The organism is Micromonospora sp. GCM10011542, from assembly GCF_042650685.1.
GTDB lineage: Bacteria > Actinomycetota > Actinomycetes > Mycobacteriales > Micromonosporaceae > Micromonospora.
The window spans coordinates 88,498-114,839 of the sequence record NZ_JBHSBO010000058.1; the positions used below are offsets into that span (position 1 = coordinate 88,498).

At 72.2% G+C, this 26,342-nt stretch carries 20 protein-coding genes and 2 pseudogenes; 6 read left to right on the forward strand and 16 right to left on the reverse strand.

Annotated elements, in window-relative coordinates:
* The first annotated feature begins 82 nt into the window (after positions 1–82).
* Positions 83–310: a helix-turn-helix transcriptional regulator gene (locus ACFOW4_RS21165; RefSeq protein WP_377530333.1), complete on the forward strand. Its 228-nt coding sequence runs from the start codon at positions 83–85 to the stop codon at positions 308–310.
* Positions 311–411: 101 nt separating this feature from the next.
* Positions 412–1,012, forward strand: a pseudogene (locus ACFOW4_RS21170) (Rv3235 family protein).
* 432 nt (positions 1,013–1,444) lie between these two features.
* Here ACFOW4_RS21170 and secA read toward each other — a convergent pair.
* Entirely contained in the window at positions 1,445–4,363 is a 2,919-nt protein-coding gene (gene secA / locus ACFOW4_RS21175; protein ID WP_377530334.1) for a preprotein translocase subunit SecA, read from the reverse strand.
* Positions 4,364–4,524: 161 nt separating this feature from the next.
* On the opposite strand from secA, the gene ACFOW4_RS21180 reads away from it, so the two are divergent.
* Positions 4,525–5,682: a GNAT family N-acetyltransferase gene (locus ACFOW4_RS21180; RefSeq protein WP_377530336.1), complete on the forward strand. Its 1,158-nt coding sequence runs from the start codon at positions 4,525–4,527 to the stop codon at positions 5,680–5,682.
* Positions 5,679–6,788 (forward strand): GNAT family N-acetyltransferase, encoded by a 1,110-nt coding sequence (locus ACFOW4_RS21185; RefSeq protein WP_377530337.1) that lies wholly within the window; start codon positions 5,679–5,681, stop codon positions 6,786–6,788. Before ACFOW4_RS21180 ends, ACFOW4_RS21185 begins: the two co-directional genes overlap by 4 nt.
* A 69-nt stretch (positions 6,789–6,857) precedes the next feature.
* On the opposite strand, the gene hpf is transcribed toward ACFOW4_RS21185, so the two are convergent.
* From hpf to efeU, 8 genes and pseudogenes are all read right to left on the reverse strand, one after another.
* A complete protein-coding gene (gene hpf / locus ACFOW4_RS21190) occupies positions 6,858–7,493 on the reverse strand; it encodes a ribosome hibernation-promoting factor, HPF/YfiA family (protein WP_377530339.1) in 636 nt (211 codons plus the stop codon).
* Between the two features lie 246 nt (positions 7,494–7,739).
* A pseudogene (locus ACFOW4_RS21195) lies at positions 7,740–8,446 on the reverse strand (ComF family protein).
* Positions 8,447–8,450: 4 nt separating this feature from the next.
* Positions 8,451–10,271, reverse strand: a complete 1,821-nt coding sequence (locus ACFOW4_RS21200; RefSeq protein ID WP_377530340.1) for an LpqB family beta-propeller domain-containing protein — start codon at positions 10,269–10,271, stop codon at positions 8,451–8,453.
* Entirely contained in the window at positions 10,268–12,025 is a 1,758-nt protein-coding gene (gene mtrB / locus ACFOW4_RS21205; protein ID WP_377530343.1) for an MtrAB system histidine kinase MtrB, read from the reverse strand. Before mtrB ends, ACFOW4_RS21200 begins: the two co-directional genes overlap by 4 nt.
* Positions 12,026–12,037: 12 nt before the next feature.
* The gene (gene mtrA, locus ACFOW4_RS21210; protein ID WP_377530345.1) at positions 12,038–12,727 is read right to left on the reverse strand and encodes an MtrAB system response regulator MtrA; all 690 of its coding nucleotides are present in this window, start codon (positions 12,725–12,727) and stop codon (positions 12,038–12,040) included.
* 227 nt (positions 12,728–12,954) lie between these two features.
* Positions 12,955–14,232 (reverse strand): iron uptake transporter deferrochelatase/peroxidase subunit, encoded by a 1,278-nt coding sequence (gene efeB, locus ACFOW4_RS21215; RefSeq protein WP_377530347.1) that lies wholly within the window; start codon positions 14,230–14,232, stop codon positions 12,955–12,957.
* 25 nt (positions 14,233–14,257) lie between these two features.
* The gene (efeO, locus tag ACFOW4_RS21220; RefSeq protein WP_377530350.1) at positions 14,258–15,391 is read right to left on the reverse strand and encodes an iron uptake system protein EfeO; all 1,134 of its coding nucleotides are present in this window, start codon (positions 15,389–15,391) and stop codon (positions 14,258–14,260) included.
* Between the two features lie 23 nt (positions 15,392–15,414).
* Entirely contained in the window at positions 15,415–16,380 is a 966-nt protein-coding gene (efeU, locus tag ACFOW4_RS21225; RefSeq protein ID WP_377530352.1) for an iron uptake transporter permease EfeU, read from the reverse strand.
* A gap of 168 nt (positions 16,381–16,548) precedes the next feature.
* Between efeU and ACFOW4_RS21230 the strand changes: the two genes are divergently transcribed.
* The gene (locus ACFOW4_RS21230) at positions 16,549–16,701 is read left to right on the forward strand and encodes a hypothetical protein (protein WP_377530354.1); all 153 of its coding nucleotides are present in this window, start codon (positions 16,549–16,551) and stop codon (positions 16,699–16,701) included.
* A 63-nt stretch (positions 16,702–16,764) separates the two neighbouring features.
* Here the strand turns inward: ACFOW4_RS21230 and ahcY are convergent, their stop codons facing one another.
* From ahcY to ACFOW4_RS21265, 7 genes are all read right to left on the reverse strand, one after another.
* Positions 16,765–18,264 (reverse strand): adenosylhomocysteinase, encoded by a 1,500-nt coding sequence (gene ahcY, locus ACFOW4_RS21235; protein WP_377530356.1) that lies wholly within the window; start codon positions 18,262–18,264, stop codon positions 16,765–16,767.
* Between the two features lie 289 nt (positions 18,265–18,553).
* Positions 18,554–19,717 (reverse strand): mannose-6-phosphate isomerase, class I, encoded by a 1,164-nt coding sequence (manA, locus tag ACFOW4_RS21240; RefSeq protein WP_377530358.1) that lies wholly within the window; start codon positions 19,715–19,717, stop codon positions 18,554–18,556.
* Between the two features lie 3 nt (positions 19,718–19,720).
* Positions 19,721–20,728, reverse strand: coding sequence for a cation diffusion facilitator family transporter (locus ACFOW4_RS21245; protein ID WP_377530360.1), 1,008 nt, complete (start codon positions 20,726–20,728; stop codon positions 19,721–19,723).
* 64 nt (positions 20,729–20,792) lie between these two features.
* On the reverse strand, positions 20,793–21,989 hold the full coding sequence (locus ACFOW4_RS21250) for an SIS domain-containing protein (protein ID WP_377530362.1): 1,197 nt from the start codon (positions 21,987–21,989) through the stop codon (positions 20,793–20,795).
* Positions 21,986–22,171 (reverse strand): Trm112 family protein, encoded by a 186-nt coding sequence (locus ACFOW4_RS21255; RefSeq protein ID WP_377530364.1) that lies wholly within the window; start codon positions 22,169–22,171, stop codon positions 21,986–21,988. The genes ACFOW4_RS21250 and ACFOW4_RS21255 overlap by 4 nt, the downstream gene beginning before the upstream one ends.
* Before the next feature lie 62 nt (positions 22,172–22,233).
* On the reverse strand, positions 22,234–23,619 hold the full coding sequence (locus ACFOW4_RS21260; RefSeq protein ID WP_377530367.1) for a phosphomannomutase/phosphoglucomutase: 1,386 nt from the start codon (positions 23,617–23,619) through the stop codon (positions 22,234–22,236).
* A 69-nt stretch (positions 23,620–23,688) separates the two neighbouring features.
* Positions 23,689–24,696 carry a hypothetical protein gene (locus ACFOW4_RS21265; protein ID WP_377530370.1) on the reverse strand — a complete coding sequence of 336 codons (1,008 nt, stop codon included), beginning with the start codon at positions 24,694–24,696 and terminating at the stop codon, positions 23,689–23,691.
* 368 nt (positions 24,697–25,064) lie between these two features.
* On the opposite strand from ACFOW4_RS21265, the gene ACFOW4_RS21270 reads away from it, so the two are divergent.
* Positions 25,065–26,318 carry a hypothetical protein gene (locus tag ACFOW4_RS21270; protein ID WP_377530371.1) on the forward strand — a complete coding sequence of 418 codons (1,254 nt, stop codon included), beginning with the start codon at positions 25,065–25,067 and terminating at the stop codon, positions 26,316–26,318.
* Positions 26,319–26,342 lie beyond the last annotated feature (24 nt).

Here is a 26,342-nt window from a genome sequence, read left to right on the forward strand (position 1 = left end):
CGGACGGCCGGCGACGCGTCGCTGGGCTGAAGACGCTGTCGATGGCAAACTGGGGCAAACGACCCCAACACCGGGAGTTTCCGTGGAGCCGAGGTTCCTGCTGCTCTCCGACGTCGCCGCCGAGTTGAACGTGTCGGACTCGCAGGTCTACCACATGGTGCGCAGCGGTGAACTGCCGGCGATCAAGATCGGCGGGCGCGGCCAGTGGCGGGTGGAGCGCGCCCGGCTGGAGGAGTACATCCAGCACAAGTACGCCGAAACCGCGGACTGGGTACGAGAGAACCCCCTCACCGACCGCGACGCGGAGTAGTCCCACCGATCCCCCTGCGCCATTGGCCGTCGCCGCTCCGTCCCTCACATCGAGGCTGTCGAAGGCAAACGAAGGCAAACGCAAGATCTTAGGGGGCATCGGTGAGCGAGGCGCGTCGTCCCGGTCCGTCCCGACCCCCGGTGCGGTTGCGCCCCGTGCCGCCGCTCGACCCGCCGTACGTCGACGAGCAGACCGGGTCGTTCTGGCCCGCCCACACCCACGGCCAGCTCGCCCTCGACCTCTTCGCGGCGAACCGTCCGGACCCGGTCCGGCCGAGTGCCCGCGGCTCCCTCCGACCGGTGCAGACCCGCCCTGGCACCCCGGCACCGCCAGCGGCGTTGGCGGTGTTGGCCACCGCGACCCCGGAGGCGACGCGCGCCGCCCACCGCTTCGTCGGCACCTGCGTGGAGATGCTCAACGGCTACCGTTCGCCGGGGCAGCTACGAGCCCTGCTCGACCCGCCCCAGGCCAGCGAACTGCTGGCCGAGCTCGCCCGCGCTGCCGGCCGGGCCGGCCCGCAGCGACGCCGCTCGGTCCGCCCCGCGCTTGCGGCTGCGCCGGTTGCGGGTCTGTGAGCCCCGCGAGGGGGCGGTGGAGGGTGCGGCGGTCCTCACCGGCACCAACGGGCGCTCCTGGGCGCTGGCCGTACGCCTGGAACACCGCCGCGGCCGCTGGCTCTGCACCGCCCTGCAGGTCCTGTGAACCCGGCCGCACCGCAGCGCCGCGCCGCGGCGTGGCGGCGGGGCGGGGCGGGGCGGCGTGGCGGCGCGGCGCAGTGATCCACTCGATTTTCATGAAGTCGCGGTATCCGGCGGTCCGGGACACCCCGCTTTACAGGAACCCGAGTTGACCATGGCCGAACCCATCCCCCGACCGGAGCGACACGCTCAACGGGCCCCCACCCCGACCCCGACCGGCCCGACCGGCCGGAGCAGGGCCGCGAACACGGACAGAACTTCGTAGGTCGGCCGGGCCGCCCCGCGCCAGGTCCGGCTGGTACCGGCGGCCGGACACGCGGACGGGCCCCGGCCAGTTGGCCGGGGCCCGTCGAAGGTGCGTCGGGTGAAGCTGCCCGGGGCGTCCACCTGGATCGGTCGGTGGGCGTCCCGGGCCTCCAACCCCGGTCGCTGCTGGTCAGCCGCCGTTCGGCGCGCCGTGGCAGCGCTTGTACTTGCGGCCGGAGCCGCACGGGCAGGGCGCGTTGCGGGACGGGCCGTTGCCGGCATCCACCTGGCCGGGAGCCGCCCGGCGTGCGGCGCCGGACGCGACCGCCGGGCCACGCAGCCCGGAGGCGGGCCGCTGCGGGGCCGCCGGGGCGGTGCCGCCCGGAGCCGCCGGGGCCCCCTGGGCGGGTCGGCCCACCCCGAGTGCCGGGGCCTGCTGCTCGGCCTGCTCGATGGCGACCGAACCGCGGCCGGCCTCGCCGTCGATGGTGGGCGCGGAGTATTGCAGGCCCTGCTGCTGCGGTGCCCGGTTGAGGCCCTTGGCGTGGATCTCCACCGGCTTGTCGAGCAGCTGGACCTCGTCGGCCGCCGGCTCCGGCTCGGTGACCTGGACCTCCACGTTGTAGAGGAAGCCGACGGTCTCCTCCTTGATGCCGTCCATCATGGTGGCGAACATGTCGAAGCCCTCGCGCTGGTACTCCACCACCGGGTCGCGCTGGGCGTACGCCCGGAGGTTGATGCCCTCCTGGAGGTAGTCCATCTCGTAGAGGTGCTCGCGCCACTTACGGTCGATGACCTGGAGCAGCACCATCCGCTCGAGCTGGCGCACCCCCTCGGTGCCGAGCTGCTCCTCGCGCCGGTCGTACGCGGCGTTCGCGTCCTCCTTGAGGCGGGCGACGAGGAAGTCGGCGTCCATCCCGGCACGGGAGCCGCCGGCCTCCTCCTCCAGCTCCTCGATCGTCACGCCGACCGGGTAGAGCTGCTTGAGGCTGGACCAGAGCTGCTCGAGATCCCAGTCTTCGCCGTAGCCGTCGGAGGTGGCCCCCCGCACGTACGCCTCGACCGTGTCGTCGATCATGTTGCGGACCTGGTCGGAGAGGTCCTCACCGTTGAGCACGCGCAGCCGCTCGGCGTAGACGACCTGGCGCTGCTTGTTGAGCACCTCGTCGTACTTGAGGACGTTCTTGCGGATCTCGGCGTTCTGGCCCTCGATCTGGGCCTGCGCGCTCTTGATCTGCCGGGTGACCATCTTCGACTCGATGGGCACGTCCTCCGGGATGTTGAAGCGCTCCATCACCGCCTCGACCGCGCCGGCCCGGAAGCGCCGCATCAGCTCGTCCTGGAGCGACAGGTAGAAGCGGGACTCGCCCGGGTCACCCTGCCGGCCGGCACGACCGCGCAGCTGGTTGTCGATGCGGCGGGACTCGTGCCGCTCGGTGCCCAGCACGTAGAGGCCACCGGCAGCGGCCACCTCCTCGGCCTCGACGTCACAGGCCTGCTTCCACTGGGGCAGGACCTCCTCCATCGCCTTGGCGTACTCCTCCTCGTTCTCCAGCGGGTCGAGGCCGCGCTGGCGCAGCTCGTTCGCGGCGAGGAACTCGGCGTTGCCGCCGAGCAGGATGTCGGTGCCCCGGCCCGCCATGTTCGTGGCCACGGTCACCGCGCCCTTGCGCCCGGCCTGGGCCACGATCTCGGCCTCCCGGGCGTGGAACTTGGCGTTCAGCACGTTGTGCGGGATGCCTCGGCGGCGCAGCAGCTGGGAGAGGATCTCGGAGTTCTCCACCGAGACGGTGCCCACCAGGACCGGCTGGCCCATCTGGTGCCGCTCGGCGATGTCCTCGATGACCGCGTTGAACTTGGCCTTCTCGGTCTTGTAGATCACGTCCGGACGGTCCTCGCGGACCATCGGACGGTGGGTCGGGATGGTGACGACGCCGACCTTGTAGACCTTGTTGAACTCGCTCGCCTCGGTCTGCGCCGTACCGGTCATCCCGGACAGCTTCTCGTAGAGGCGGAAGTAGTTCTGGAGGGTGATGGTGGCCAGGGTCTGGTTCTCCTGCTTGATCTCCACCCCCTCCTTGGCCTCGATCGCCTGGTGCATGCCCTCGTTGTAGCGGCGGCCGTGCAGGATGCGACCGGTGAACTCGTCGACGATCAGGACCTCACCGTCGCTGACGATGTAGTCCTTGTCGCGCTTGTAGAGCTCCTTGGCCTTGATCGCGTTGTTCAGGTAGCCGACCAGCGGGGTGTTCACCGACTCGTAGAGGTTGTCGATGCCCAGCCGGTCCTCGACCTTGGCGACGCCGCGCTCGGTGACCGCGATGGTGCGCTTGGAGTGGTCGACCTCGTAGTCGCCCTCGCCGTCGGTGCCGGGCTGGAGCCGGGCCACCACGCCGGCGAACTCGCCGTACCAGCGGGCCGAGTGCTCGGCCGGACCGGAGATGATCAGCGGGGTGCGGGCCTCGTCGATCAGGATCGAGTCGACCTCGTCGACCACCGCGAAGTTGTGGCCGCGCTGGACCAGCTCGTCCTTCGACCACGCCATGTTGTCGCGCAGGTAGTCGAAGCCGAACTCGTTGTTGGTGCCGTAGGTGATGTCGCACTCGTAGGCGGCCTTGTGCTCGCTGGCCGGCCGGTTGGGCAGCACCACGCCGACCGTCAGGCCGAGGAACTCGTGCACCCGACCCATCCAGGCCGCGTCACGCTGGGCCAGGTAGTCGTTGACGGTCACCACGTGCACGCCCTTGCCGGAGAGCGCGTTGAGGTAGACCGCCATGACCGAGGTCAGCGTCTTGCCCTCACCGGTCTTCATCTCGGCGATGTTGCCGAAGTGCAGCGCCGCGCCGCCCATCACCTGGACGTCGTACGGGCGCTGACCGAGCACCCGGGCGGCCGCCTCGCGGGCCACCGCGAACGCCTCCGGCAGCAGATCGTCGAGGGTCTCGCCGTCGGCGAGCCGCTCCCGGAACTGCTCGGTCATGCCGCGCAGCTCCTCGTCGCTGAGGTTGACGTAGTCGTCCTCGATCGAGTTGACGGCGGCGGCGATGGCCTTGAGCCGGCGCACCATCCGGCCCTCGCCCGCGTTAAGGACCTTTTCCAGAATCGACACGAATCAACGCTCCCCTAGACAGTCTCGAACCATCGTAGGCGCTCCATCGGCGCGACGGTCACTGGTAGCGGCGGTCCACCCCGTCGAACCCGACATAACGCGCGCGTCGGGTGAGGACCGGGCGGTTATCCGGTTACGCCTTGGGCGAACGGTCCGGCACGATGGCACGGGTGGAGCCTGTGGAGATCATCGAGGACGGCCTGCTGCTGCGACCCTGGCGGGCGACCGACGCCGACGCCGTGCACCGCGCGTGCCAGGATCCGGACATCCAGCGCTGGACCACCGTACCGCGCCCGTACCTGCCCGAACACGCCTCCGAGTTCGTCAGCCAGTTCAGCCCGAGAGCGTGGGCCGACGGCAGCGCGGCTCCGTTCGCGGTCTGCGACCCGATCACCGGCGAGCTGCTCGGCTCCTGCGGGCTGATCTCGATCGACGGGGGCTCCGGCGAGATCGGCTACTGGACGGCCCCCTGGGCACGGGGCCGCGGGGTGACCACCCGGGCGGCGCGGGCGGTGGCCCGCTGGGCCTTCGACACCCGGAAACTGCGCCGGCTGACCTGGCAGGCGGAGGTGGGCAACCACGCCTCCCGGCTGGTCGCGCTGCGGGCCGGTTTCCAGGTCGACGGCCGGCTGCGGCTGGCCGACCCGGCGCCGGGGGGCAGCGCGGACGGTTGGATCGGCTCGTTGCTGCCCGGCGAGGTGCCGGCTCCCGGCGCGACCGGGCCGGCCGGTCCGGGCACCCTGGCCGCCCGCCGAGCGGCGGTCTTCGGTCGTCCGCAACCCACCCTCTTCGCCACCGCCGGTGCCGGTGAGCTGCGGCTACGCCCGATGGAGGAGCGCGACCTGGACGCCGTGGTGGCCACCTGCCGGGACCCGGAGACCGTGCGCTGGACGACCGTGCCGGACCCGTACGAGCGCGCCGACGCGCACTGGTACCGGGGCTTCAGCCGCGAAGCCTGGGCCCGGGGCGAGGCCGGCTGCTTCGTCATCGCCGACCCGGACGACCGGTACGCCGGCTCACTCGACCTGCGGCTCTCCCCCGCCGACCCGCTCCTGGCCGACGTGGGCTTCATGACCGCCCCGGAGGCCCGCGGTCGGGGTTACATGCCGGCGGCGCTGACCGCGCTGAGCGCTTGGGGTTTCACCACGCTGGGCCTGGCCCGGATCGAGTGGCGGGCCAACGTCGGCAACACGGCCTCCCGGCGGGTGGCCGAGAAGGCGGGGTTCGCGTTCGAGGGAACGGCCCGCGCCGGGGTGCCGCACCGCGGGGAGCGGGCCGACGTCTGGGTGGCCGCCCTGCTCGCCGAGGACCTGACGTGACCCCGGAGATCGTCGAGGCGCACGGGGTACGGCTGCGCCCGTTCCGGGCCGAGGACGCCGCCGACGTCGTCGCCGGCTGCGCGGACCCGCTCACCCAGCGGTTCCTCTCGGGGCTGCCGTCCCCGTACACCGAGGCGGACGCCCGGTCGTGGATCGACACGGGCGCCCCGGCGGCGTGGGAGGCGGGCGGTGCCGCGTACGCCGTCGCCGACCCGGCCACCGATCGGATGCTCGGCACGGTGGGGCTGAGCCACCCGGTGCCCTACCGCGGCCAGGCCGAGATCGGGTACTGGGTGATCCCGCGGGCGCGCGGGCGCGGAGTGGCCACCGCGGCCACCCGGGCGCTCAGCGAGCGCGCGTTCGCCACCGGGACGGTCCGGCTGGAGTTGCTCACCGTCGGCGAGAACGCGCCCAGCCAGCGGGTCGCGCTGGCGGCCGGGTTCCGCTACGAGGGGGTGCGCCGGGCGGCTAGCCCCAGCCGCGGGGGCGGCCGGCACGACCTGCTCGCCTGGGTACGCCTGGCCGACGACCCGCCCGGCCCCGCCTCTCGGCTGTTGCCCGACCTGCCGGGTGGAGCGCTCACCGACGGGGTGGTGACCCTGCGGCGGCTCGTTCCCGACGACGCGGAGGTGATGTACCGGCTGCACAGCCGGCCCGAGGTGGTGGCGAACCAGGCGCCGCCGGTGGCGCCGACGCGGGAGGCGACCGAGCGGCGCTGCCGGCTCGCGGAGAGCAACTGGTTGACCGACGACATCGCCCGGATGCTGATCATCGACGCGGCGACCGGCGAGCCGGCGGGCAGTTGCGGGATGTCCCTCACCGAGCCGAGCGCGGGCGAGGCATCCATCGGCTACGCGCTGCTGCCGCAGTGGCGGGGCCGGGGGTACGCCACCCGGGCCGTCCGGCTGCTCGCCGGTTGGGCCTTCGGGCCGGCCGGGATGGCCCGGCTGACCGCCGGCACGGTGCCCGACAACACCGCCTCGCACCGGGTGCTGGAGCGGGTCGGCTTCCACCGCGAGGGCCTGCTGGTGGGCCGCCTACCGGGCCTGAACGGCACCCGCCTCGACGACCTCGTCTTCGCCCTGCTCCCCGCCAACCTCCGCTGACGGATCGTGGAGTTGTGGTGGGCGGTCCGGTCCCCACCACAACTCCACGATCGACGCGGCGGGAGTGGGTCAGGTGGCGAGGGAGATGATGCCGTAGTCGTACGCGTGCCGGCGGTAGACGACGCTCGGCCGGCCGGACTCCTTGTCCTGGAACAGGTAGAAGTCGTGACCCACCAGTTCCATCTCGAACAGGGCGTCGTCGATGGTCATCGGTTCCGCCGGGTGCACCTTCTCCCGGGCGATGTGCCACGGCTGGTGGTCGTACTCCTCTTCGACGCGCTCGGCCACCGCGGTGCCGGCGCGGGCGCCGTCGGACGGCGCGGCCAGCGGGGCGGCGACCAGGTCCGCGACCGGTAGGTCGGCGGTGGCGGCGGCGACGGAGATCGGCGCGTGCCGGCCGCGGTGTACGCGCCGGCGGTCGGCCGCGCGGCGCAGCCGGGTGTCGAGCTTGGCGATCGCCGCATCGAGCGCACTGTAGAAGTCGTTCGTGCAGGCCTCGGCTCTGATCACTGGGCCGCGGGACACGCAGGTGATCTCCACCCGTTGGCAGTGGTCGGCCTGGCGTGGATTGCGCTCGTGAAACAGCTCGACATCGACACGAATAAGTTTGTGATCGTAGCGTTCGATCTTCGCGAGTTTCTCGGCTACGTGCACTCGGTAATGGTCCGGCACTTCGACATTACGGCCCTTGACCACGATGTCCATGTGACCTCCCTTGTTCGGACGGTCTTCGTTCCGGTCACCCGGTCGAGCGCCCTGGGAAGCCCCATTCGGCGTCGACCGGTCATGCGGCTACGCCTCCTCTCACCGCCGGGGGCGGGTGGGAAGAACCTCCTACCCCCGACAGCGAAACGCTAACTCCTGTTTGCCCGGCAGTCACCCCATGTCGCCGAGACCGCCGGGGATTTTTCGCAGCTCATACACCAACGGGTGAAACGGAAACACGAAGGGTTACGAAAGGCGTCGTTTCTCGGTCGCCGCGAGCACCGCCGCGACAGTGGGTGCCGATCCGGTGGCCGTCAGCGTCCGGGCCGCCGCGGCCAGGGTGACCCCGGTGGTGACGATGTCGTCCAGCAGCACCACCACCGGCTGCGGGCCCCTCCGGGCCGGCCGGCGGGCGGCTCGGGGCCGGAACGCCGCCTCCGCCGCCGCCGCCCGGCCGGCGCTGCCCAGGGTCACCGAGTCCGGGCGGGGCAGGGCGCGCAGCGGGCGCTGCACCCAGACCGGCCAGCCGGCCCGGCTGAGCCGGGCGGCGCAGTGCCGGGCCAGCCGGTCCAGGTGGTCGCCGTAGCGGGCCCGGGCCGCCGCGGCAGTGTCCGGCACCGGGACCAGCGCCACCGGGCGGGCCGGGCCGGGCCGACCGCGGCGGCCACCACCTCGGCCAGCAGCGCGCCCAGCGGACGAGCCAGCCCGTGCCGACCGTGTTCCTTGTACGCCAGCAGCGCCTCACGTAGCGGCCGGCGTACGGGCCGAGGGCGACGCAGGCCCGGCGGGGCGGGTGTCGGACGTACCACCCGTGGGCGCAGCGCCCCCAGTGCCGTCACGCAGGCCGGGCAGACACCGTGGCGCAGGCCGGGCCGGCGCTCCCGGCAACCCGCGCAGTCCACCGGCAGCACCAGGTCGCCCAGGTCGGCCCAGAGCCCGGCGAGGCCACGCACGGCGTCAGTAGATGAAGAAGGGGGCGGACGGGTTGCCGGGCCGGGCCCCGTTGGCCGGCGGCGCGGTCTGGCGCACCTGGTCCGGCTGGATCCGGTCGAACGGGCTGCTGCGATAGGCCACGCCGTTCGCGTCGTACATGAACGCCGCGCTGGGCAGCAGCGCCGTCGGGTTGCTCGGGTACGCCGACAGATGGTTGACCTTGGCGCCGACGTCGGTCTTCAGCGGCGTCTCCAGCGCGCCGTCCACACCGATCTCGTAGATCGCCGGCTGACCGGCCGTGCCGGCCACCACCAGGCGGTTCTCCTGGACCCAGTCCACCGCGGTGAGGGCGGTCAGCGAGGTCACCAGTTGCCGGGGCGGGCCGATGGAGACCCCGCCCCCGTCCCGGTTGACCGCCGCGACGTAGAGCCGGCCGCCGGCCACCAGGGCGACCCGTTGGCCGTCCAGCGAGGTGGCCACCGCCGTGACCGCGGCCGAGGGCAGGTTGAGCGACACCGGGTCCGTACGGCCGCTCTGGTCGAAGCGGTAGAGCCTGCCGTCCGCCACCACCAGGCCCTGCGCGAGCCGGGAGTCGGCCGCACGCAGCCAGACCGGACGGCTGATCGAGGTGAACTCCGACCTACCCTGGTTGAACACGGCGACCGGATCGGTGCCGGTGCCCACGGCGAGCCGCTGCCGGCCCTTGCTGGCGGTCCGCACCAGGGCGGCGAAGATCTCGCCGTTGGACTTCCGGCCGATCCCGGCGGAGACGACGTTGCGGTTGACCTCGGCCGCCAACGGCACCGTGCCGCCCGCTTCACCGGCGAAGGCGAGCGGGTGGATGGATCCGTCGTACACACAGAACCGCTGCGGGCTGTCGGGGATCTGGTAGAGCTGCTCCGACCGTCGGCGCTCAATGAGATCCTGCACCGGCTGCGGGTTGTTGCGGATCTTCAACTCCAGCACACCCGGCAGGTCGCCGAGCGAATGGGCGATCTGGGTGATCAGCTGGTCGATCCGGTCCTGGTCGTCGCCGGGCATGTCCAGGTTGACCTCCCACCGGCCGTCCACTCCGGTGGCATTGTTGATCATCTCGGTGCGCTCCGGAAGGCCGACCACACCGGGGCGCAGCCAGTCCGAGGGGCCGCCGACCAGCCACTTCACCACCTCGTTGACCCGGCGCTCCTTCGGCACGGCGAGCGGCAGGTAGCGCTGGTCGGGCACGAGCTGGGTGCGGTCGGAGTTCCAGAAGTAGATCGGCGCGTCCCGGTAGTACTGCTGGAGGGCGGCGTCACTGAGCAGCAGCACCTTCGGCGGGTCGAGGACGTACAGCCCGGTCCGGTCGTCGTCGCCGGCGCCGCTGGGTGCGGCGCTGCGCAGCCGGAACTTGTACTCCGTCTCGGTGGCCACCGGCGGGACGAGGGTGCCGTTGGCCCGCAGCACACCGATCTGCTGCACCGCGATCCGCACCGTGGTGGTCGAGTCGCTGTTGCCGGTGAAGACCGGCTGGTCGCGCAGCCGGACCACGGTCAGCCCGACCTCGCCACCCTTCTTGACCTCCAACCGGGCCCGGTGCTCCGGCGCGACGAACTGCTTGACCCGCTCATGGGCCCGGTCCGCGTCCCCCGCTGGCGCGGCCAGGAAGTTGCGCACGAACGCCTCGTTGTCGGTGCCGCTGGCCGTGGGCGACGGTGGCTCGCTGCCGCCGCCGTTGGCCGAGCCGGCCTCCGTGGCGGTGACGCCCCGGCGCTCCACCGTCACGTCGGACTCCGCCGGGATGCCGCAACCGGCGCCGCCGAGCAGCAACACGCCGCAGAGCGCGCCCACCAGTCTCCAATGCCTCACGAGCGCGCCTCCGCCCGGTGCTCGCCGGTGCCCGGAGCCGGGCCGATCGCCAGCGCGCCGCCCGTCCCCGGCCCGATGGCCAGCGGGCCACCGTCCCGCGGGCCGCCGAAGGGCAGCGCGGCGTCGGCGGGCACCAGGCGCAGGGGCGAGGTGGTCAGCCGGTCACCGGCCCGGGCGGGCAGGGTGAGCCGGAACTGGGCACCCTGCCCGGGCGCGCCCCACGCCTCCAGCCAGCCGCCGTGCAGCCGGGCGTCCTCCAGGCTGATCGACAGGCCCAGGCCGGTGCCACCGGTCTGCCGGGCCCGGGACGGGTCGGCCCGCCAGAACCGGTTGAACACCAACTTCTCCTCGCCCGGCTTGAGCCCCACCCCGTGGTCGCGAACGGTGATCGCGACGGCGGTGTCGTCGATCCCGAGAGTGATCAACACCGGACGGGCCTCACCGTGCTCCACCGCGTTGCCGACCAGGTTGCGCAGCACCCGCTCGACCCGGCGGGGGTCGACCTCGGCGATCACCGGCGTGTCGGGCAGGTCCAGCTCGATCGGGACGCCGACCCGCTCGGCCAGCCCGGCCAGCCGGTCCACCACCCGGTGCACCACCGGCACCAGGTCGGTCGGCTCGGCGTCGAGCATGGCGAAGCCGGCGTCGAAGCGGCTGATCTCCAGCAGGTCGGTCAGCAACTCCTCGAACCGGTCCAGTTCGGCCTGGAGCAGTTCGGCGCTGCGGGCCACCGCCGGGTCGAACTCGTCGCGCTCGGCAAAGATCAGGTCGGCGGCCATCCGGACCGTGGTCAACGGGGTCCGCAGCTCGTGCGAGACGTCGGACGTGAACCGGCGCTGCAACCGGGACATCTCCTCCAGGCGCAGGATCTGCCGTTGCAGGTTGGTCGCCATCTGGTTGAACGAGGCCGCGAGCAGGGCCAGGTCGTCCTCCCCGTTGACCACCATCCGCTGGTCCAGCAGGCCGGCGGAGAGCCGCTGGGCGGTCCGCGCGGCGACCCGGACCGGGTTCACCACCAGCCGGGTGACCAGCGCGGCGAGCAGCCCGAGCAGAACCACCAGGGCGACACCGGTGGCGACCACGGTCGCCCGGGCGTCGGCGGCGGTCTCGTCCTGCCGGGTCAGTGGGACCAGGTAGTAGATCTCGATCTGGCCGAACTGGGTGGGCACCGGCGAGCCGTACACCAGGTACTTCGTCGAGTGCCCGGTGAGCCGCCCGGTGCGGATCTGGCTGGCCACCTTGCCGTCCGCCACGGCGGCCCGCAACTCCTGGCTGATCAACGGCTGGATGTTCGCCGCCGGTGCGGTGCGGGGCTGGAGGAGCTCCGGATAGCCGTCGGCGGTGATCGCCACCACCACCCCGCTGGTCTGCTGGGGGTCACCACCGGCCAGGTAGTTGACCGTGCCGTCGATGGTCTCCTGGAGCTGCGCCTCCTGCGGCTGACCGTAGAGGTTGACCTGCTTGGCCGCGTACTTAGCGCCGCTGTCCAGCCGCTGCCGGACGTCGGTGCGGGCGTTCTCCAGCAGGATGCTGGTGATCTTGTCAGCGATCAGGAACGCGAACCCACCGACCAGCAGGCTGGAGGCGACCAGCGTGATGGTGACCACCCGCACCTGGAGGGAGCGACGCCAGGTCTGGTGCACACCGGCGATCAGCCGGGCGGCACGACCGGCCAGGACGCGCCACAGCTCCCGGCCGGTGCCACGCCGGCGGGGAGCCGTGGCCGAGGGGTGCGGGAGCGGGGAGGTCGACACAGTGTGACCAGGCTATCCGGTCCCCGCCTTGTAGCCCACGCCCCGCACGGTGAGGATGATTTCCGGCCGCTCCGGATCTGGCTCGATCTTGGCGCGCAGCCGCTGCACGTGCACGTTGACCAGGCGGGTGTCGGCGGCGTGCCGGTAACCCCAGACCTGCTCGAGCAGCACCTCGCGGGTGAAGACCTGGCGCGGCTTGCGGGCGAGCGCGACCAGCAGGTCGAACTCCAGCGGAGTCAGCTTCACCTCTTCGCCGTTGCGGCTCACCGTGTGGGCCGGCACGTCGATGGTGATCTGGTTGCCGGGCGGCCCGATGGTCAGCATCTCCGGTGCCACGTCCTCGCCCCGGCGCAGTCGGGCCCGCATCCGGGCGACCAGCTCCTTGGGCTTGAACGGCTTGACCACGTAGTCGTCGGCGCCGGACTCGAGGCCGAGGACCACGTCGACGGTGTCGCTCTTGGCGGTCAGCATGACGATCGGCACGCCGGACTCGGTCCGGATCGCCCGGGCCACGTCGATGCCGCTCATTCCGGGCAGCATCAGGTCGAGCAGCACGATGTCGGGCCGGCTGTCACGGAACGCCGCCAGTGCCCGCTCGCCGTCGGCCACGAACGAGGGCAGGAAGCCTTCGCTGCGCAGCACGATGCCGAGCATCTCGGCGAGTGCGGGGTCGTCGTCGACCACCAGGACCCGGGCTCTCATGGGATTAATATTCCATCCCCATTCAATTCGGTGGGACCGGCGTCACCCGGCACGGATGTCGCCGCCGGCAAGCTTGCCACAGCGACCCGTGGCGGCGGCGCCACGCGGTGCGGGGTCCGGTGGGCGTACCCGACCGGACGCAACCATGATCCCCCGTCGGGGCCATCCCGCGCCACCGTCACCCGCGCGGGCGGGACGGTCGGGTTCCGGACCGGCGGCGCGGCGGGTCAGGAGAAGAGCGCCCGACCCCAGTGGTCGCCGCCGTCGCGAACGCCGGGCGGGCAGGCGAACAGGCCGCTGGAGACGTGCCGCAGGTACTCGTTCATCACGTCGTGGCGGGCCAGCTGGGTCTGGATCGGCACGAACTGCCGGCGCGGATCGCGCTGGTAGGCGATGAAGAAGAGCCCGGCGTCGAGCCGGCCGAGGCCGTCCGACCCGTCCACGAAGTTGTAGCCCCGGCGCAGCAGGTGAGCGCCGTTGTTCCGGCTGGGATGGGCGAGCGTGACGTGGGCATGCTCGGGGATCACCGGCTGCCCGTCGTCCCGGCGGGCGGCGAAGTCCGGCTCGTCGAACTCGGCGCTGCGGCCCAGCGGCGCGCCGCTGCCCTTGGTCCGGCCGACGATCTCCTCCTGCTCGGCCAACGACGTCCGGTCCCAGGTCTCCACCAGCATCCGGATCTTGCGGGTGACCAGGTACGAGCCGCCGGTCATCCAGTCCGGCCCGTCGCCCGGCTGCACCCACAACTGGTCGCGCAGCAGGTCGGCGTCCTCGGCCTTGAGGTTGGCGGTGCCGTCCTTGAAGCCGAACAGGTTACGAGGAGTGGCCTGGTCGCGGGAGGTGGACGAGGTACGGCCGAAGCCGAGCTGCGACCAGCGCACGCTGACCACCCCCATGCCGATGCGGGCCAGGTTGCGGATCGCGTGCACCGCAACCTGCGGGTCGTTGGAGCAGGCCTGCACGCAGAGGTCGCCGCCGGAGATCTGCGGCTGCAACGCGTCGCCGGGGAACTTCGGCAACTCGGCCAGGGCGGCCGGGCGCCGGTCGGCGATGCCGAACCGGTCCCGGCCGTCGGCGTCGCGGAACAGCGTCGGCCCGAAGCCGATGGTCAGGGTGAGCTGCGACGGGGGCAGGCCGAGCGCCTCGCCGGTGTCGTCCGGCGGGGCCTCCGGCATCCCGCCGACCGCGCCGAGCACCCCGGCGTCGCGGCCGGTGGTCATCCGCAGCGCCGCCGCGGTCCACTCCTCGAGCAGCGCGACCAGCCGGGCGCGGTCCTTGGTGATCACGTCGAAGGCGACGAAGTGCAGCCGGTCCTGGGCCGGCGTCACGATGCCGGCCTGGTGCTCACCGTGGAACGGCACCGCACCGGCCGGGTGGTCGCTGGCGGCGGCCTCATCACGAGAACCGCTGATCAACGCCCCCGCACCGGCGGCCACGCCGGCGACTCCGGCCACCCCGGCCCCGGCGAGCGTGATCGCCCGCCGTCGGGTCACCCTGCTCCCGCTCATCGACTCGACTCTCCCTGACGTACGGTCACCGGGCGACGACCGCGGCGACCTTGCTGATCGGCTCCGCCAGCGCGTTGATGCCGTCGGAGAGTTCCTTGAGCTCGGCCTTGCTCAGCGCGGTGTGCAGCTTCCAGCCGTCGCCGTCGCGGTGCTTGCCGAGCAGCGCCTCGACGTTCACGAACTCGGCGTCCAGCTGCTTCACCAGCTCCGGCGAGCGCTGCTCCAGCGCGGGGCGGAGCGCGGCGATCGCCGCCTCGGAACCCTCCAGGTTGGCGGAGAAGTCCCACAGGTCGGTGTGCGAGTAGCGGTCCTCCTCGCCGGTGATCTTGCCGCTGGCCACCTCGTCGAGCAGTTCCTTGGCCCCGTTGGCGAGCTGGAGCGGCGAGAGCTTCTCGGCGTTGGCCTTGGCCACGATCTCCTTGACGTCGACCAGCAGCCGGTCGGCGATCGGGCCGTCCTTGCTGATGTCGCCGGACTGCCAGAGGTCCTTCTCGATCCGGTGGAAGCCGGTGAACTCCATCCCCTCCTCGATGACCTCCTCGCGGCCGTCGATCTTGGGGTCGAGGTCGCCGAAGATCTCCGCCACCGGCTCGATCCGCTCCCAGTAGGTGCGGGCCACCGGGTAGAGCGCCTTGGCCTTGGCCACGTCGCCGGCCTTGACCGCGGCGACGAACTCCTCGGTCTTCTCCAGCAGCGCGGCGGTCTGGCTCTTGACGTAGCGCTGGTAGTTCTCCGTGGCGCCGGCCAGGGCGGCGTCGGCGGTGAGCGGCTGGGCCGATCCGCTGACCTTCAGCGCGCCCCGGATGCCCTTGCCGCTCATGCCCGGCTTGCAGGCCGTCTCGTACGTGCCGGCCGGCAGCTCCACCCGCAGCTCACGGCTCAGCCCGGGAGCGATGTTCTCCACCTCGCCCATCACCCGGTCGCCGGAGGCGTAGACGTAGAACTCCGTCACCTTGGCGCCGGAATTGGTGATCTTGAAGGTGGCGGCTCCGGCGGCGAGGTCGGTGCTGCCGACCTCACAGGCCGTGTCGGTGGCCTTGACGACGATCGGGCCACCGGCCGCCGCCGCGTCGCCCTCCTTGGCGTCGGAGCATCCGGCCACACCGGCCGCGGCCAGCACACCAGCGGCGCCCAGCGCCAGGAATCGGGTGGTACGCATCTGAGCTGTCTCTCCTCGTCGGGTCAGGCCCGCTGCGGCGCGGACGCCGCTTCGGCCTCGGCCTCGGTGGTCTTGGTGGCAGCGGCGCCCGTCGTCGACGGCGCGGACGCCGGCTCGGCATCCTCGGCCCCGGTGGTCCTGGTGGCAGCGGCGCCCGTCGAGGCGGGCGCGGCCGGCGACGGCTTGCGGCGGGCCGGGCGCAGGAAGAGCACCAGGACCGGCACGGCGTACGCGACCCAGGCGATCGTCTCCAGCACGGTGGGCGCGGGGGTGATGTTGAACATGCCGGCGAGCAGGGCCGCGTACCAGGTGCTCGGGTCGAGCACGGTGGTGATATCGAAGGCCAGGTCGTTCAGGCCGGGCAGGACACCGGCCTCCTGGAAGTCGTGCACGCCGTACTTGAGGATGCCGGCCGCAACCAGGATCAGCAGCGCGCCGGTCCAGGTGAAGAACTTGCCGAGGTTGATCCGCAGGGCGCTGGCGTAGAGCAGCACGCCGATCACCACGGCGGTGACGATGCCGCCGATCAGCGCGAGCAGCGGGCCGCTGTCGCCGGCCGCGCCCTGGGCGGCGGAGTAGAAGATCAGCGCGGTCTCCAGCCCTTCGCGGATCACCGCGAGGAAGGCCATCCCGGCGACGGCCAGCGAACCGACCGCCAGCGCCTCGGTGAGCTTGCCGCGCAGCTCGCCGGCGATGGTCCGGGCGGCCCGGCGCATCCAGAAGATCATCCAGGTGACGAAGACCACGGCCGCGACGGAGGTGATGGCCTCGAACAGCTCCCGGTCCTCGGAGCGGGCCAGCAGCGTGGTCGAGGTGTACTCGATCAGCCAGCCGAACAGCACCGACAGCGCCACCGCCAGGCCGACACCCGCCCAGACCTGGGGCAACCGGTCCCGGCGCTGCGACTTCACCAGGAAGGCCACCAGGATGCTGACCACGAGGGTCGCTTCCAGGCCTTCCCGCAGGCCGATCAGGTAGGTGGCGAACATCGGAACTCCGTGATCGTTAGGTACGCCTCAGCTAACTTAGGGCAGGCATACCTTCTACCAGTTCAGGGGCCCCGTCAAGTCGTTCATGGCTGCGCCACCCGGACGCCGCCCGACCCCGGCAGATCGGCGATCCGCCACCCGTCGAACGGCTGTGGCAGGATCGCCGCCGTGAAGGCCTTCCTGCCCTGGCTCGCGGTGCTGGCCGTGGTGCTGCTGCTCAGCGCCCTGCGACTGCGGACGCTGGCGACCGTCGTGTCGGTGAGCTGGCTCGTCTGGTGCGTCTGGACCTGGGTGCGCCCCACCCGCCGGCAACGCCGCTGATCGACCGGTGGACATGACGAACCGGGCCGGCTGCGGACAGCCGACCCGGTTCGCGTACGTCGATCAGTAGCGGTAGTGGTCCGGCTTGAACGGACCCTCGGTGGAGACCCCGAGGTAGGAGGCCTGCTCCTTGGTCAGGGTGCTCAGCTTGGCGCCGAGCGCGGCCAGGTGCAGCCGGGCCACCTTCTCGTCCAGGTGCTTGGGCAGCACGTACACGCCGATCGGGTACTCCTCGGTCTTGGTGTACAGCTCGATCTGGGCGATGACCTGGTTGCTGAACGAGTTGGACATCACGAAGCTCGGGTGCCCGGTGGCGTTGCCGAGGTTCAGCAGGCGGCCCTCGGAGAGCACGATGATGGCGTGCCCGTCAGCGAAGCGCCAGAGGTCCACCTGCGGCTTGATGTTGACCCGCTCCACGTCGGAGCGCTTCGCGAGACCGGCCATGTCGATCTCGTTGTCGAAGTGGCCGATGTTGCCGACGATGGCCTGGTGCTTCATCCGGGCCATGTGCTCGTTGGTGATGACGTTGAAGCAGCCGGTGGCGGTGATGAAGATGTCCGCCTGCTCGACCACGTCGTCCAGGGTGGCGACCTGGTAACCGTCCATCGCCGCCTGGAGCGCGCAGATCGGGTCGACCTCGGTCACCACGACCCGGGCGCCCTGGCCGCGCAGCGACTCCGCGCAGCCCTTGCCCACGTCGCCGTAGCCCATGACGACGGCCATCTTGCCGCCGATCAGCACGTCGGTGGCCCGGTTGATGCCGTCGATCAGCGAGTGCCGGCAGCCGTACTTGTTGTCGAACTTGCTCTTGGTCACCGAGTCGTTGACGTTGATGGCCGGGAAGAGCAGGGTGCCGGCACGGTGCATCTCGTAGAGCCGGTGCACGCCGGTGGTGGTCTCCTCGGTCACACCCTTGATGCCCGCGGCGATCCGGGTCCAGCGCTGGCCGTCCTCGCCGAGCGAGCGGTGCAGCAGCTCGAGGATGACCGCGTACTCCTCGGAGTCGGCGGACTCGACCGGCGGGACGACGCCGGCCTTCTCGAACTCGGCACCCTTGTGCACGAGCAGGGTGGCGTCGCCACCGTCGTCGAGGATCATGTTGGGGCCCTGCCCGTCCGGCCAGGTGAGCACCTGCTCGGTGCACCACCAGTACTCCGGCAGAGTCTCGCCCTTCCAGGCGTACACCGGAACGCCGGCCGGCGCCTCGGGGGTGCCCTCCGGGCCGACCACGATCGCCGCGGCGGCGTGGTCCTGGGTGGAGAAGATGTTGCAGGACGCCCACCGCACCTGCGCACCGAGGGCCACCAGCGTCTCGATCAGGACGGCGGTCTGGATGGTCATGTGCAGCGAGCCGGTGATCCGCGCGCCGGCGAGCGGCTGCGCCTCGGCGAACTCACGGCGGATCGACATCAGGCCGGGCATCTCGTGCTCGGCGAGTTGGATCTCCTTGCGCCCGAACTCGGCGAGCGACAGATCCGCCACCTTGTAGTCGCCCTCGGCGAGAGTGCTCGGCCGGGCCTCGGACGGCGTGCCGCTTGCGGACGCCGGGAGGGTGCTGGTCATGGAAGCTCCTGTCGAACGATGTGCTGCGCCGACCCTCCACCTTACGCGCGCCGGCGGTGCGGGGCGGGGGACGGTCGCGGCGAGCGCCAGTGGACGGTCGGCGGACAGCGCACGGGGCGGTCGGTCATGGACGGTTTCCCGCCCACGTTCCGGCCGCCCCGCGCATCCCCCCGGTTTGGTTCCCCGCACGTTCTCGGACCGTCGTCGCGATAACGCTGCGTACTCATAGAGTCACACTGCGCCAGTCGGCCGTCAACCTATTCCGGGAAAGTCGGACTTGTTCCAGGGCTCAACGCAGCCCGGACGTGGCCACGTACGCCGCGCCGTCGCCACTGATCCGCAACGGCCCGCCGCCCGCGGTGCCGATCCCGGCCTGGCCCGAGGCGAGCGTCACCGCGCCGAGCCCGTCGTCCACGGTGACCGACCCGGCGGCGCAGAGCACCACCCGGGGCCCCGGCTGCGTCAGCGTGACCGACGGCACCTCCGCGGAGACCCGCACCCGGTGCAGCGCGAAGTCGTCCACCGGCACCGGCCAGCAGTCCACCCCGGGAGCCACCGGTCGCGCGCCGCACACCGGCTGGTCGAGCACCTCGAAGCGCAGCACCCGCAGCAGCTCCTCGGCGTCCACCCGCTTGGGGGTGAGACCACCGCGCAGCACGTTGTCACTGGCCGCCATGATCTCCACCCCGCAGCCGCGCAGGTAGGCGTGCAGGTTGCCGGCCGGCATCCAGATCGCCTCCCCCGGCACCAGCCGGACGTGGTTGAGCAGCAGGGCCACCAGCACCCCCGGATCCGCCGGGTACACCGCCGCCAACTCCCGGGCCAGGGCCGCGTCCGGGCTGTCGGCCGGCGTCGCCACCACCGCCGCCAGCAGGTCCACCCGCCGCTCGACCGGCCAGGCCAGCAGCGTGCGCACCGCCGCCCGCAGGCCCGCCGGCCCGGTCCGCAGCGCGTCCACCACCGGCGCCAGCTCCGGTACGCCGAACGCGGCCAGCGCCTCGGCCGACACCGCCGGGTCACGGAACCCGCAGAGCGCCTCGAACGGAGTGAGTGCGACCAGCAACTCCGGCTTGTGGTACGGGTCGACGTAGTTGCGCAGCCCGGCGGCGCGCACCGCGTCCGCCTCGTGCCCGGCGCGGGCCTGCTCGGCGTCCGGGTGGGCCTGCAGGCTCAACGGGGCGTCGGCCGCGAGCACCTTGAGCAGGAACGGCAGCCGGGTGCCGAACCTGTCCATCCCGCGCTCGCCGAGCCAGTGGCCCGGCTCGGCGAGCAGCAGGTCGCAGAGGCTCACCCGGACGCCGGCCCGCTCCACGCTGGCCGGGGCGCCCGGGTGGGCGCCCAGCCACAGCTCGGCCTCCGGGCCGGCGCTGGGCACCGACCGCCCCTGCAACTCGGCGATCGCCGAGCGGGAACCCCAGGCGTAGTCCCGGATCTGCCCGTACAACAACTCCACAGGTCAGCTCCCGGGCCGCCCGGCCACCTCGCCCGACGCGTCCTGCGACTGCGGTGTGGCGGTGTCGGCGGCGGCCCCGGTGCCGGCACGCTCGGCCGCGGCGCTGTAGATGTCCGGCTCCAGGTAGATCACCCGGGCGATCGGCACGGCGGCGCGGATCCGGGCCTCGACCGCGTTGATGCCCCGGGCCACCGTCTCGGCGTCCTCGCAGCGCGGCACGCTGATCTTCGCCGCCACCATCAGCTCCTCGGGCCCGAGGTAGAGCGTCTTCATGTGGATGATCCGGTCGACCTCCGAACCCTCGGTGATGGCCCGCTCGATGGCGGCCAGGTCGGCCGGTTCGGCGCCCTCACCGAGCAGCAGGCTCTTGGTCTCGATGGCCAGCACGATGGCGATGGTCACCAGCAGGATGCCGATCATGGCGGTGCCCGCCGCGTCCCACCGGCCGTTGCCGGTGATCAGCGTCATGCCCACGCCGAAGAGCGCGAAGACCAGGCCGACCAGCGCGCCGAAGTCCTCCAGCAGCACCACCGGCAGCTCGGGCGCCTTGGCCCGGCGGATGAAGCGCACCCAGGACTGGTTGCCCCGGAGGTGGTTGGACTCCTTGATCGCCGTCCGGAAGGAGAACGATTCCATGACGATCGCCGCCACCAGCACGGCGACCGGCACCCAATGCCACTCGGTGATGCCCTCCTTGTGGCTCCACTTGTGGTACGCCTCGTACAGCGCGAAAAGACCACCGAGGCTGAACAGCACGATGGACACGATGAACGCGTAGACGTAGCGCTCACGGCCGTAACCGAAGGGGTGCTGGGGGGTGGCCGCCCGCTTGGCCCGCTTGCCGCCGAGCAGCAGCAGCGCCTGGTTGCCGGAGTCGGCGACCGAGTGGATCGACTCGGCCAGCATCGACGACGAGCCGGTCAGCAGGAACGCGACGAACTTGGTGACGGCGATGCCGACATTCGCCAGCAGTGCGGCGATGATCGCCTTCGTCCCGCCGTTGGCGCTCACGCCACCGCCTCCGTCCCGGCCGCGACAGACCGGACCGCACCGGCTCGGGGGATGGTTCGCTCGCTCACTGGTTCGACAGCTCCTTCATTTCGGTGATGGCTGGTACCGCCATCGGGTCCAGACCGTGAGCCAGGGCGAGGTAGATCGAGGCGAAGTCCGGCACGGCGATCAGCGAGGCGAGCCGCTCCAGCGCGGAACCGCCCTCGGCGGTCACCACGTCGCAGCGCACGCCGCGCCGCTCGGCCAGGGTCTGCACCGCGTCCGCGCGGCGCTCCTCCACCGCCAGGGGCTCGTCGGTGTCGTCCTCGGCGTTGAGGCCGCCGTCGCGCAGCAGCACCAGCCGCAGCCGGGTGCCCTCGCCGTCGTCCTCGGCCGGGTCGGCGAAGATGTCCCGCTCCCCCTCGGCCAGGCCGCCAAAGACCCCGTCGAGCAGCCCCACCCGGCCCCGGCCAGCTTCGCCGAGCGCGCCGGTGACCACCGGGTAGCGGGCGTTGGCCGACAGGGTGTCACCGAACCGGCGGGCCGCCACGGTGGCCAGGGGCGACGAGCCCCAGACGATCGGAACCGAGCCGGCCAGACCCAGCGCCAGCGACTTCGCCGGGTTGACGAAGGACTCGGCGGTCGGCCGGCAGCGGTCGGCGTCCGCGTCGAGCCGCGCCGCCGTCTCCGCCAGATCCGCCTCGTTGACCTTCACCAGCCCGAGGCTACGGGCGGCGAGCAGGACCGGCACGGTGAGCGCCCAGAGGCTGGCCCGGGCCGGGGCACGCCGGGGCACCGGGATGAACGGCGCCCGCGCCCGCTCGGCCACCGACTGCAACTGCGAGTCGGGGGCGCCCACGGCGACCAGCCGCGCGCCGCGCCGGTGGGCCGCCTCGGCGGCGCCGAGCGCCTCCGGACTGCGGCCCGAGGCGCTGATCGCGATCACCACGTCGGCCGCGCCGACCCAGCCGGGCACGCCGGCGCTGCGGTGCGGGATGACCGGGACCGGGCAGCGCGGCCCGGCCACGGTGGCCAGCACGTCCCCGGTCCGTCCGGCGGTGCCGATGCCGGCGATGACCACCGCCCGGGGCCGCCCCTCGTCGGCGAGCGCCGACAGGTTCGCCTCGGCGGCCAGCGCCGCCGTCTCGCGTACCTGGGCACCAGCCGAGGCGGTGTGCCGCAGCATGCCGCCCGGGTCGTGCTCGGCCAGCGCGTCGGGGTTGTCCAGCAGCGCCTCGTCGGCTTCGCGGCGGCCGCTGACCCCGGCCGTACCGTCGATCATGACTGCTGCCCGGGGCCGCCACGCGCCTCGTCGAGCAGCAGCACCGGCACGTCGTCGCGGACCTCGAAGATCCGGCCGCACTCCGTGCAGGTCAGCGTCTGCGCCTGGGCGTCGTAGTCCAGCGGGGCGTGGTGCGTGTCCGGACAGGCGAGGATCTCGAGCAACTGCGGATCCAAGGCCATGTGCGCGGCTCCTTCCACGTGTGCGGCTTCACCGGCGGCGGTGCCGACCGGCGCAGGCGATCTTATCGGCGAACCCGGTCGAGCACCTCGTCACGGAGCGAGATCATCCGATCCCGGCCAGGGGCCTCGACGTTGAGCCGCAGCAGCGGCTCGGTGTTGGAGGCGCGCAGGTTGAACCAGGCGCCATCGGGGAAGCGCAGGGTGAGCCCGTCCAGCTCGTCGACCTCCGCCTCCGGGTACGCGGCCCGCACCTCGGCCACCGCCGCGGCCTGGTCGGCCACCGTCGAGTTGATCTCGCCGGAGGCCACGTACCGCTCGTACTCGGCGGCCAGCACCGACAGCGGCAACGACTGCTCGCCGAGCGCGGCCAGCGTGTGCATGGCGGCGAGCATCCCGGTGTCGGCGAACCAGAAGTCCCGGAAGTAGTAGTGCGCCGAGTGCTCGCCGCCGAAGATGGCGTTGGTCCGGGCCATCTCGGCCTTGATGAAGGAGTGTCCCACCCGGGCCACCACCGGCTCCCCGCCGTGCTCGCGAATGATCTCCGGCACCGCGCGGGAGGTGATCACGCCGTGGATGACCGTGGAGCCCGGGTGCTTGGCCAGCTCGCGGGCGGCGACCAGGGCGGTGATCGCCGACGGCGAGACCGGCTCGCCGCGCTCGTCGACCACGAAGCACCGGTCGGCGTCGCCGTCGAAGGCCAGCCCGATGTCCGCGCCGTGCTCGACCACCGCACGCTGCAGGTCGACCAGGTTCGCCGGGTCCAGCGGGTTGGCCTCGTGGTTGGGGAAGGTGCCGTCCAGCTCGAAGTAGAGCGGCACGATCTGCAGCGGCAGCGCGGAGAGCGCGGCGTCGCCGAGCACGGTCGGAACGGTGAACCCACCCATCCCGTTGCCGGCGTCGACCACCACCTTCAGCGGCCGGATGGTGGAGAGGTCGACCAGCTTGCGCAGGTAGGCGGCGTAGTCGGGGAGCAGGTCGCGGCGGTCCGCCGGCTGGGTCGGCGCGCCGGCCGGACGGGACACGCCCGAGTCCAGCAGCGCCTGCGCCCGGTCCCGGATCTCGGCGAGCCCGCTGTCCTGCCCGATCGGCCGGGCACCGGAGCGACACATCTTGATGCCGTTGTACTGGGCCGGGTTGTGACTGGCGGTGAACATCGCCCCCGGCAGGTCCAGCGAGCCGGAGGCGAAGTAGAGCAGATCGGTGCTGGCCAGCCCGATCTCGATCACCGAGCGCCCCTCGGCGCGTACGCCGGCGGCGAAGGCGGCGGCCAGGCCGGGCGAGGTGGCGCGCATGTCGTGCCCGACGACGACGGCGTCACCCGGCTCGTCGGTGGTGTTGAGCAACTGGGTGAAGGCCGCACCCAGCGCCTCGGCGGCCCGCTCGTCCCACTGGTCCGGCACCGTCCCTCGGACGTCGTACGCCTTCACGATCTGGGACAGCTCAGACACCGGGTTCACTCCTCGGGCACAGGTCGTCAACGGACCTGAGCGTATCGGAGCGGCGCGGCGCTTCCTGGCTCAGCCGGGGAGCCGGGGCATGACGGTGGTGTGGTCGCCACCGTCGGCCTCGTCCGGCGGGGTCCCGGGCCGCGGCGGAACCGAGGCGGCCGGGCCGGCGGCAGCGGCGGGCGGCTCGGGCGGGCGGGTGCCGTACACCGATCCGGACGCGGCGGGCTGCTTGCCGTACACCGCACCGGCCGGCGGTGGGGTCGGGCCCGGCGCCCCGGAGCGGTAGGTGGTGCCACCGGGGTTGCGCGGCAGCGGAACGGTCGGCGCCACCGGGTCCGACGCCTTGTCCTGCCGTGAACGGCGGACCAGCAGGACGATCAGCAGCAGCCCGACGGCGACCATGCCGATGCCGAACAACAACGCCTTCGACCCACCGGAGGACGTCGCCTCCGCGGCGGTCGTCCGCGTGCCGCCAGTGCCCACCGCGGCGGCCAGGGCCGGCTCGACGTCGGTGCTCGCGGGCGCCGTGGTCGCGCTGGGAGTGGGCGACGGCTTCCTCGTCGGCGACGGCGACCCGGTGGCCTGGCCACCGACCACCCGGGACGAGTCGCTGCCCCGGCCGAGCGCCTGGCCGGACGCGTTGGTCGCCTCACCCGTCACGACCAGCCGGCCGTTCGGCGTGCCCGCCGCGAACGCGACCCGGTAGCGGACGGTGACGGTCTTGCCCTTGCAGAGGGCCCTGCCCAGCATTGTCGGCGCGGCGTTCAGGTTGCCACCGTCGCCGGTGACCGGCACCGAGCGCCACTCACCTTGCGCGTTCACCTGCACGGCGACCTGGTCGGCACTGACCCCCACCAGCCGCAGCCCGAGGGCGGTACGCGGCAGCACGCAGCCGGCGGTGCGCCTGCGTACCTCCACGTTCACGCCGCCGGTCGAACCGCCAGCGGTGAAACTGCCGGCCGAACGCACCCGGACCGAGTCACCCTCGGCCAGCGCCGGGGACGATCCGAGCACCAGCAGTCCGCCCAGCACCGCGCAGACCGTCGCGAGCCGCGCCGCGTGCCGCCGTACCGACATGATCACCTCGCCGTTCCTCCCCTGGTGGGGTCCGCCGGTCAGGTTACTACCGGGCCTGCGCGCCACCTGGTCATAGAGCACCCCGGATGTGTGCCGCGTCTCCGTGCCGGCCCCCGCTGGCGCGTCGCAACAGGGGGCGGACGAACCGCGATCGCGCCGGGCGCGACGGCGGCAACGACCAGCGCCTGCCGCCCGGACGCGCCGTCGACGGGCCATCCATAGCGGGCTGTTTTTGTTACCGTACGCCGACCGACCGACACGGCAGCCAGATGTTCCGGCCCGGTCAGGGATCCCGGCAGCGTCCGCACGCTCCTTTCGCGACCACAACAGCACAGGGCGACAGTGAAATGACGATGGACAACAGTTCGATGTCGAGAAGCTCCGCGCTCGCCGCTCGGCTCCGGCCGACGAAGCCACGCCTGGTCGAGCTGTGTTGGGTGCTGCTCGTGGTGGCGATCAGTGCCGGACTCTTCCTCGTCCGCTACGAGGACCCACGCCGGATCGCCGTGTCGGGGGACAGCTACTGGTACATGAGGCAGGCCCAGATGTTCGCCGGGGTCGACGAGCCGACGGCGTCCGCCCGTGCCTCCAGGCAGGTCTGCCGAGACCTCAACCGCTCGGCGGTCGACCGAGGCCTGCGTCCGGGCTGCCGTTCGTACCCGCAGAAAGGAATCTCCAAGCGCTACATCGCGATCTTCGACAGCCGCCCCGGGTATCCCCTGCTCGCCGCGCCGTTCGTCAAGGCGCTCGGAGCCTGGCGCGGCATGGTGGCGGCCACCATGCTGCTCGCGGTCACCACCGGTCTGCTGATGTATCTCGCCGCGTGGATGGCGCTCCGCAGGAGGCTGGTCGGCATCCTTGCCACAGTGCTCCTCTTCCTGCTACCGACCGGGTTCTGGATCACCCGGATGCTCGCCGAGGGCGCGATGCTCGCCGGATGCCTCGGCACGCTGATCGGAGCGATGGTCATCACGAGGGGTCGCACCCTGACCGGCCTGCTGATCGCCGTCCCCGCACTGGCCTGGACCCTGGCGGCCAAGTCCGCCAACGGGGTGGCGCTGGCGCTGGTACTCCTGGTCGCCGGCCTGGTCGCTCTGCTCACTCGCGGTGCCAACCGCCGCGGCGCTCTGGTCACCGCGGCCCTGGGGTTGGTCACCCTGTCGGCCTGGTTCACGGTGAGTCACCTGCTCGCCCTGCCGTCGCTCAACGAGACCATTCAGGACTTCGCCACCAGACACTTCCGCAGACCCGACATCCCTGATCCGTACAGCTGGCTGTTCCAGCAGAACGTGGACTTCTGGCCGGGCCAGATCCGGGCCACACTGATCGCGCCGCTGACCACCGTGGCCACCGTGACCGCCGCGGCCGTACTCATCATCCGGGCCCGGGATGTCGCTCTCCTGTGGATCGGCATCGGCCTCTCCGGCCTGGCCCTGTTGGTCGCCCATCCGATCGACGACGAGGCCGAGCGGCTCCTGCTTCCGGTCTGGCTTCCGATTGCCGCCTCGTTCGGCTACGCCACGGCCCTGGCCCTCGGTCGGATGAGTCGCCCTCGGGACGCGAAACCCGAGCCGGAGGCCGAGATTCCGCAGCAGCCGATCATGGCCGGCAGCGGTCAGTAGGGGCGGCTCCGAGTCCGGTCGGGC

Excerpts from the sequence above, each read along its gene's own strand:
- hpf (WP_377530339.1), bottom strand. The coding sequence starts at position 7,493 with ATGGACATCGTGGTCAAGGGCCGTAATGTCGAAGTGCCGGACCATTAC.
- ACFOW4_RS21250 (WP_377530362.1), bottom strand. The coding sequence starts at position 21,989 with ATGATCGACGGTACGGCCGGGGTCAGCGGCCGCCGCGAAGCCGACGAG.
- efeB (WP_377530347.1), bottom strand. The coding sequence starts at position 14,232 with ATGAGCGGGAGCAGGGTGACCCGACGGCGGGCGATCACGCTCGCCGGG.
- mtrA (WP_377530345.1), bottom strand. The coding sequence starts at position 12,727 with ATGAGAGCCCGGGTCCTGGTGGTCGACGACGACCCCGCACTCGCCGAG.
- ACFOW4_RS21270 (WP_377530371.1), top strand. The coding sequence starts at position 25,065 with ATGTCGAGAAGCTCCGCGCTCGCCGCTCGGCTCCGGCCGACGAAGCCA.
- ahcY (WP_377530356.1), bottom strand. The coding sequence starts at position 18,264 with ATGACCAGCACCCTCCCGGCGTCCGCAAGCGGCACGCCGTCCGAGGCC.
- ACFOW4_RS21255 (WP_377530364.1), bottom strand. The coding sequence starts at position 22,171 with ATGGCCTTGGATCCGCAGTTGCTCGAGATCCTCGCCTGTCCGGACACG.
- efeU (WP_377530352.1), bottom strand. The coding sequence starts at position 16,380 with ATGTTCGCCACCTACCTGATCGGCCTGCGGGAAGGCCTGGAAGCGACC.
- ACFOW4_RS21265 (WP_377530370.1), bottom strand. The coding sequence starts at position 24,696 with ATGTCGGTACGGCGGCACGCGGCGCGGCTCGCGACGGTCTGCGCGGTG.
- efeO (WP_377530350.1), bottom strand. The coding sequence starts at position 15,391 with ATGCGTACCACCCGATTCCTGGCGCTGGGCGCCGCTGGTGTGCTGGCC.
- ACFOW4_RS21180 (WP_377530336.1), top strand. The coding sequence starts at position 4,525 with ATGGCACGGGTGGAGCCTGTGGAGATCATCGAGGACGGCCTGCTGCTG.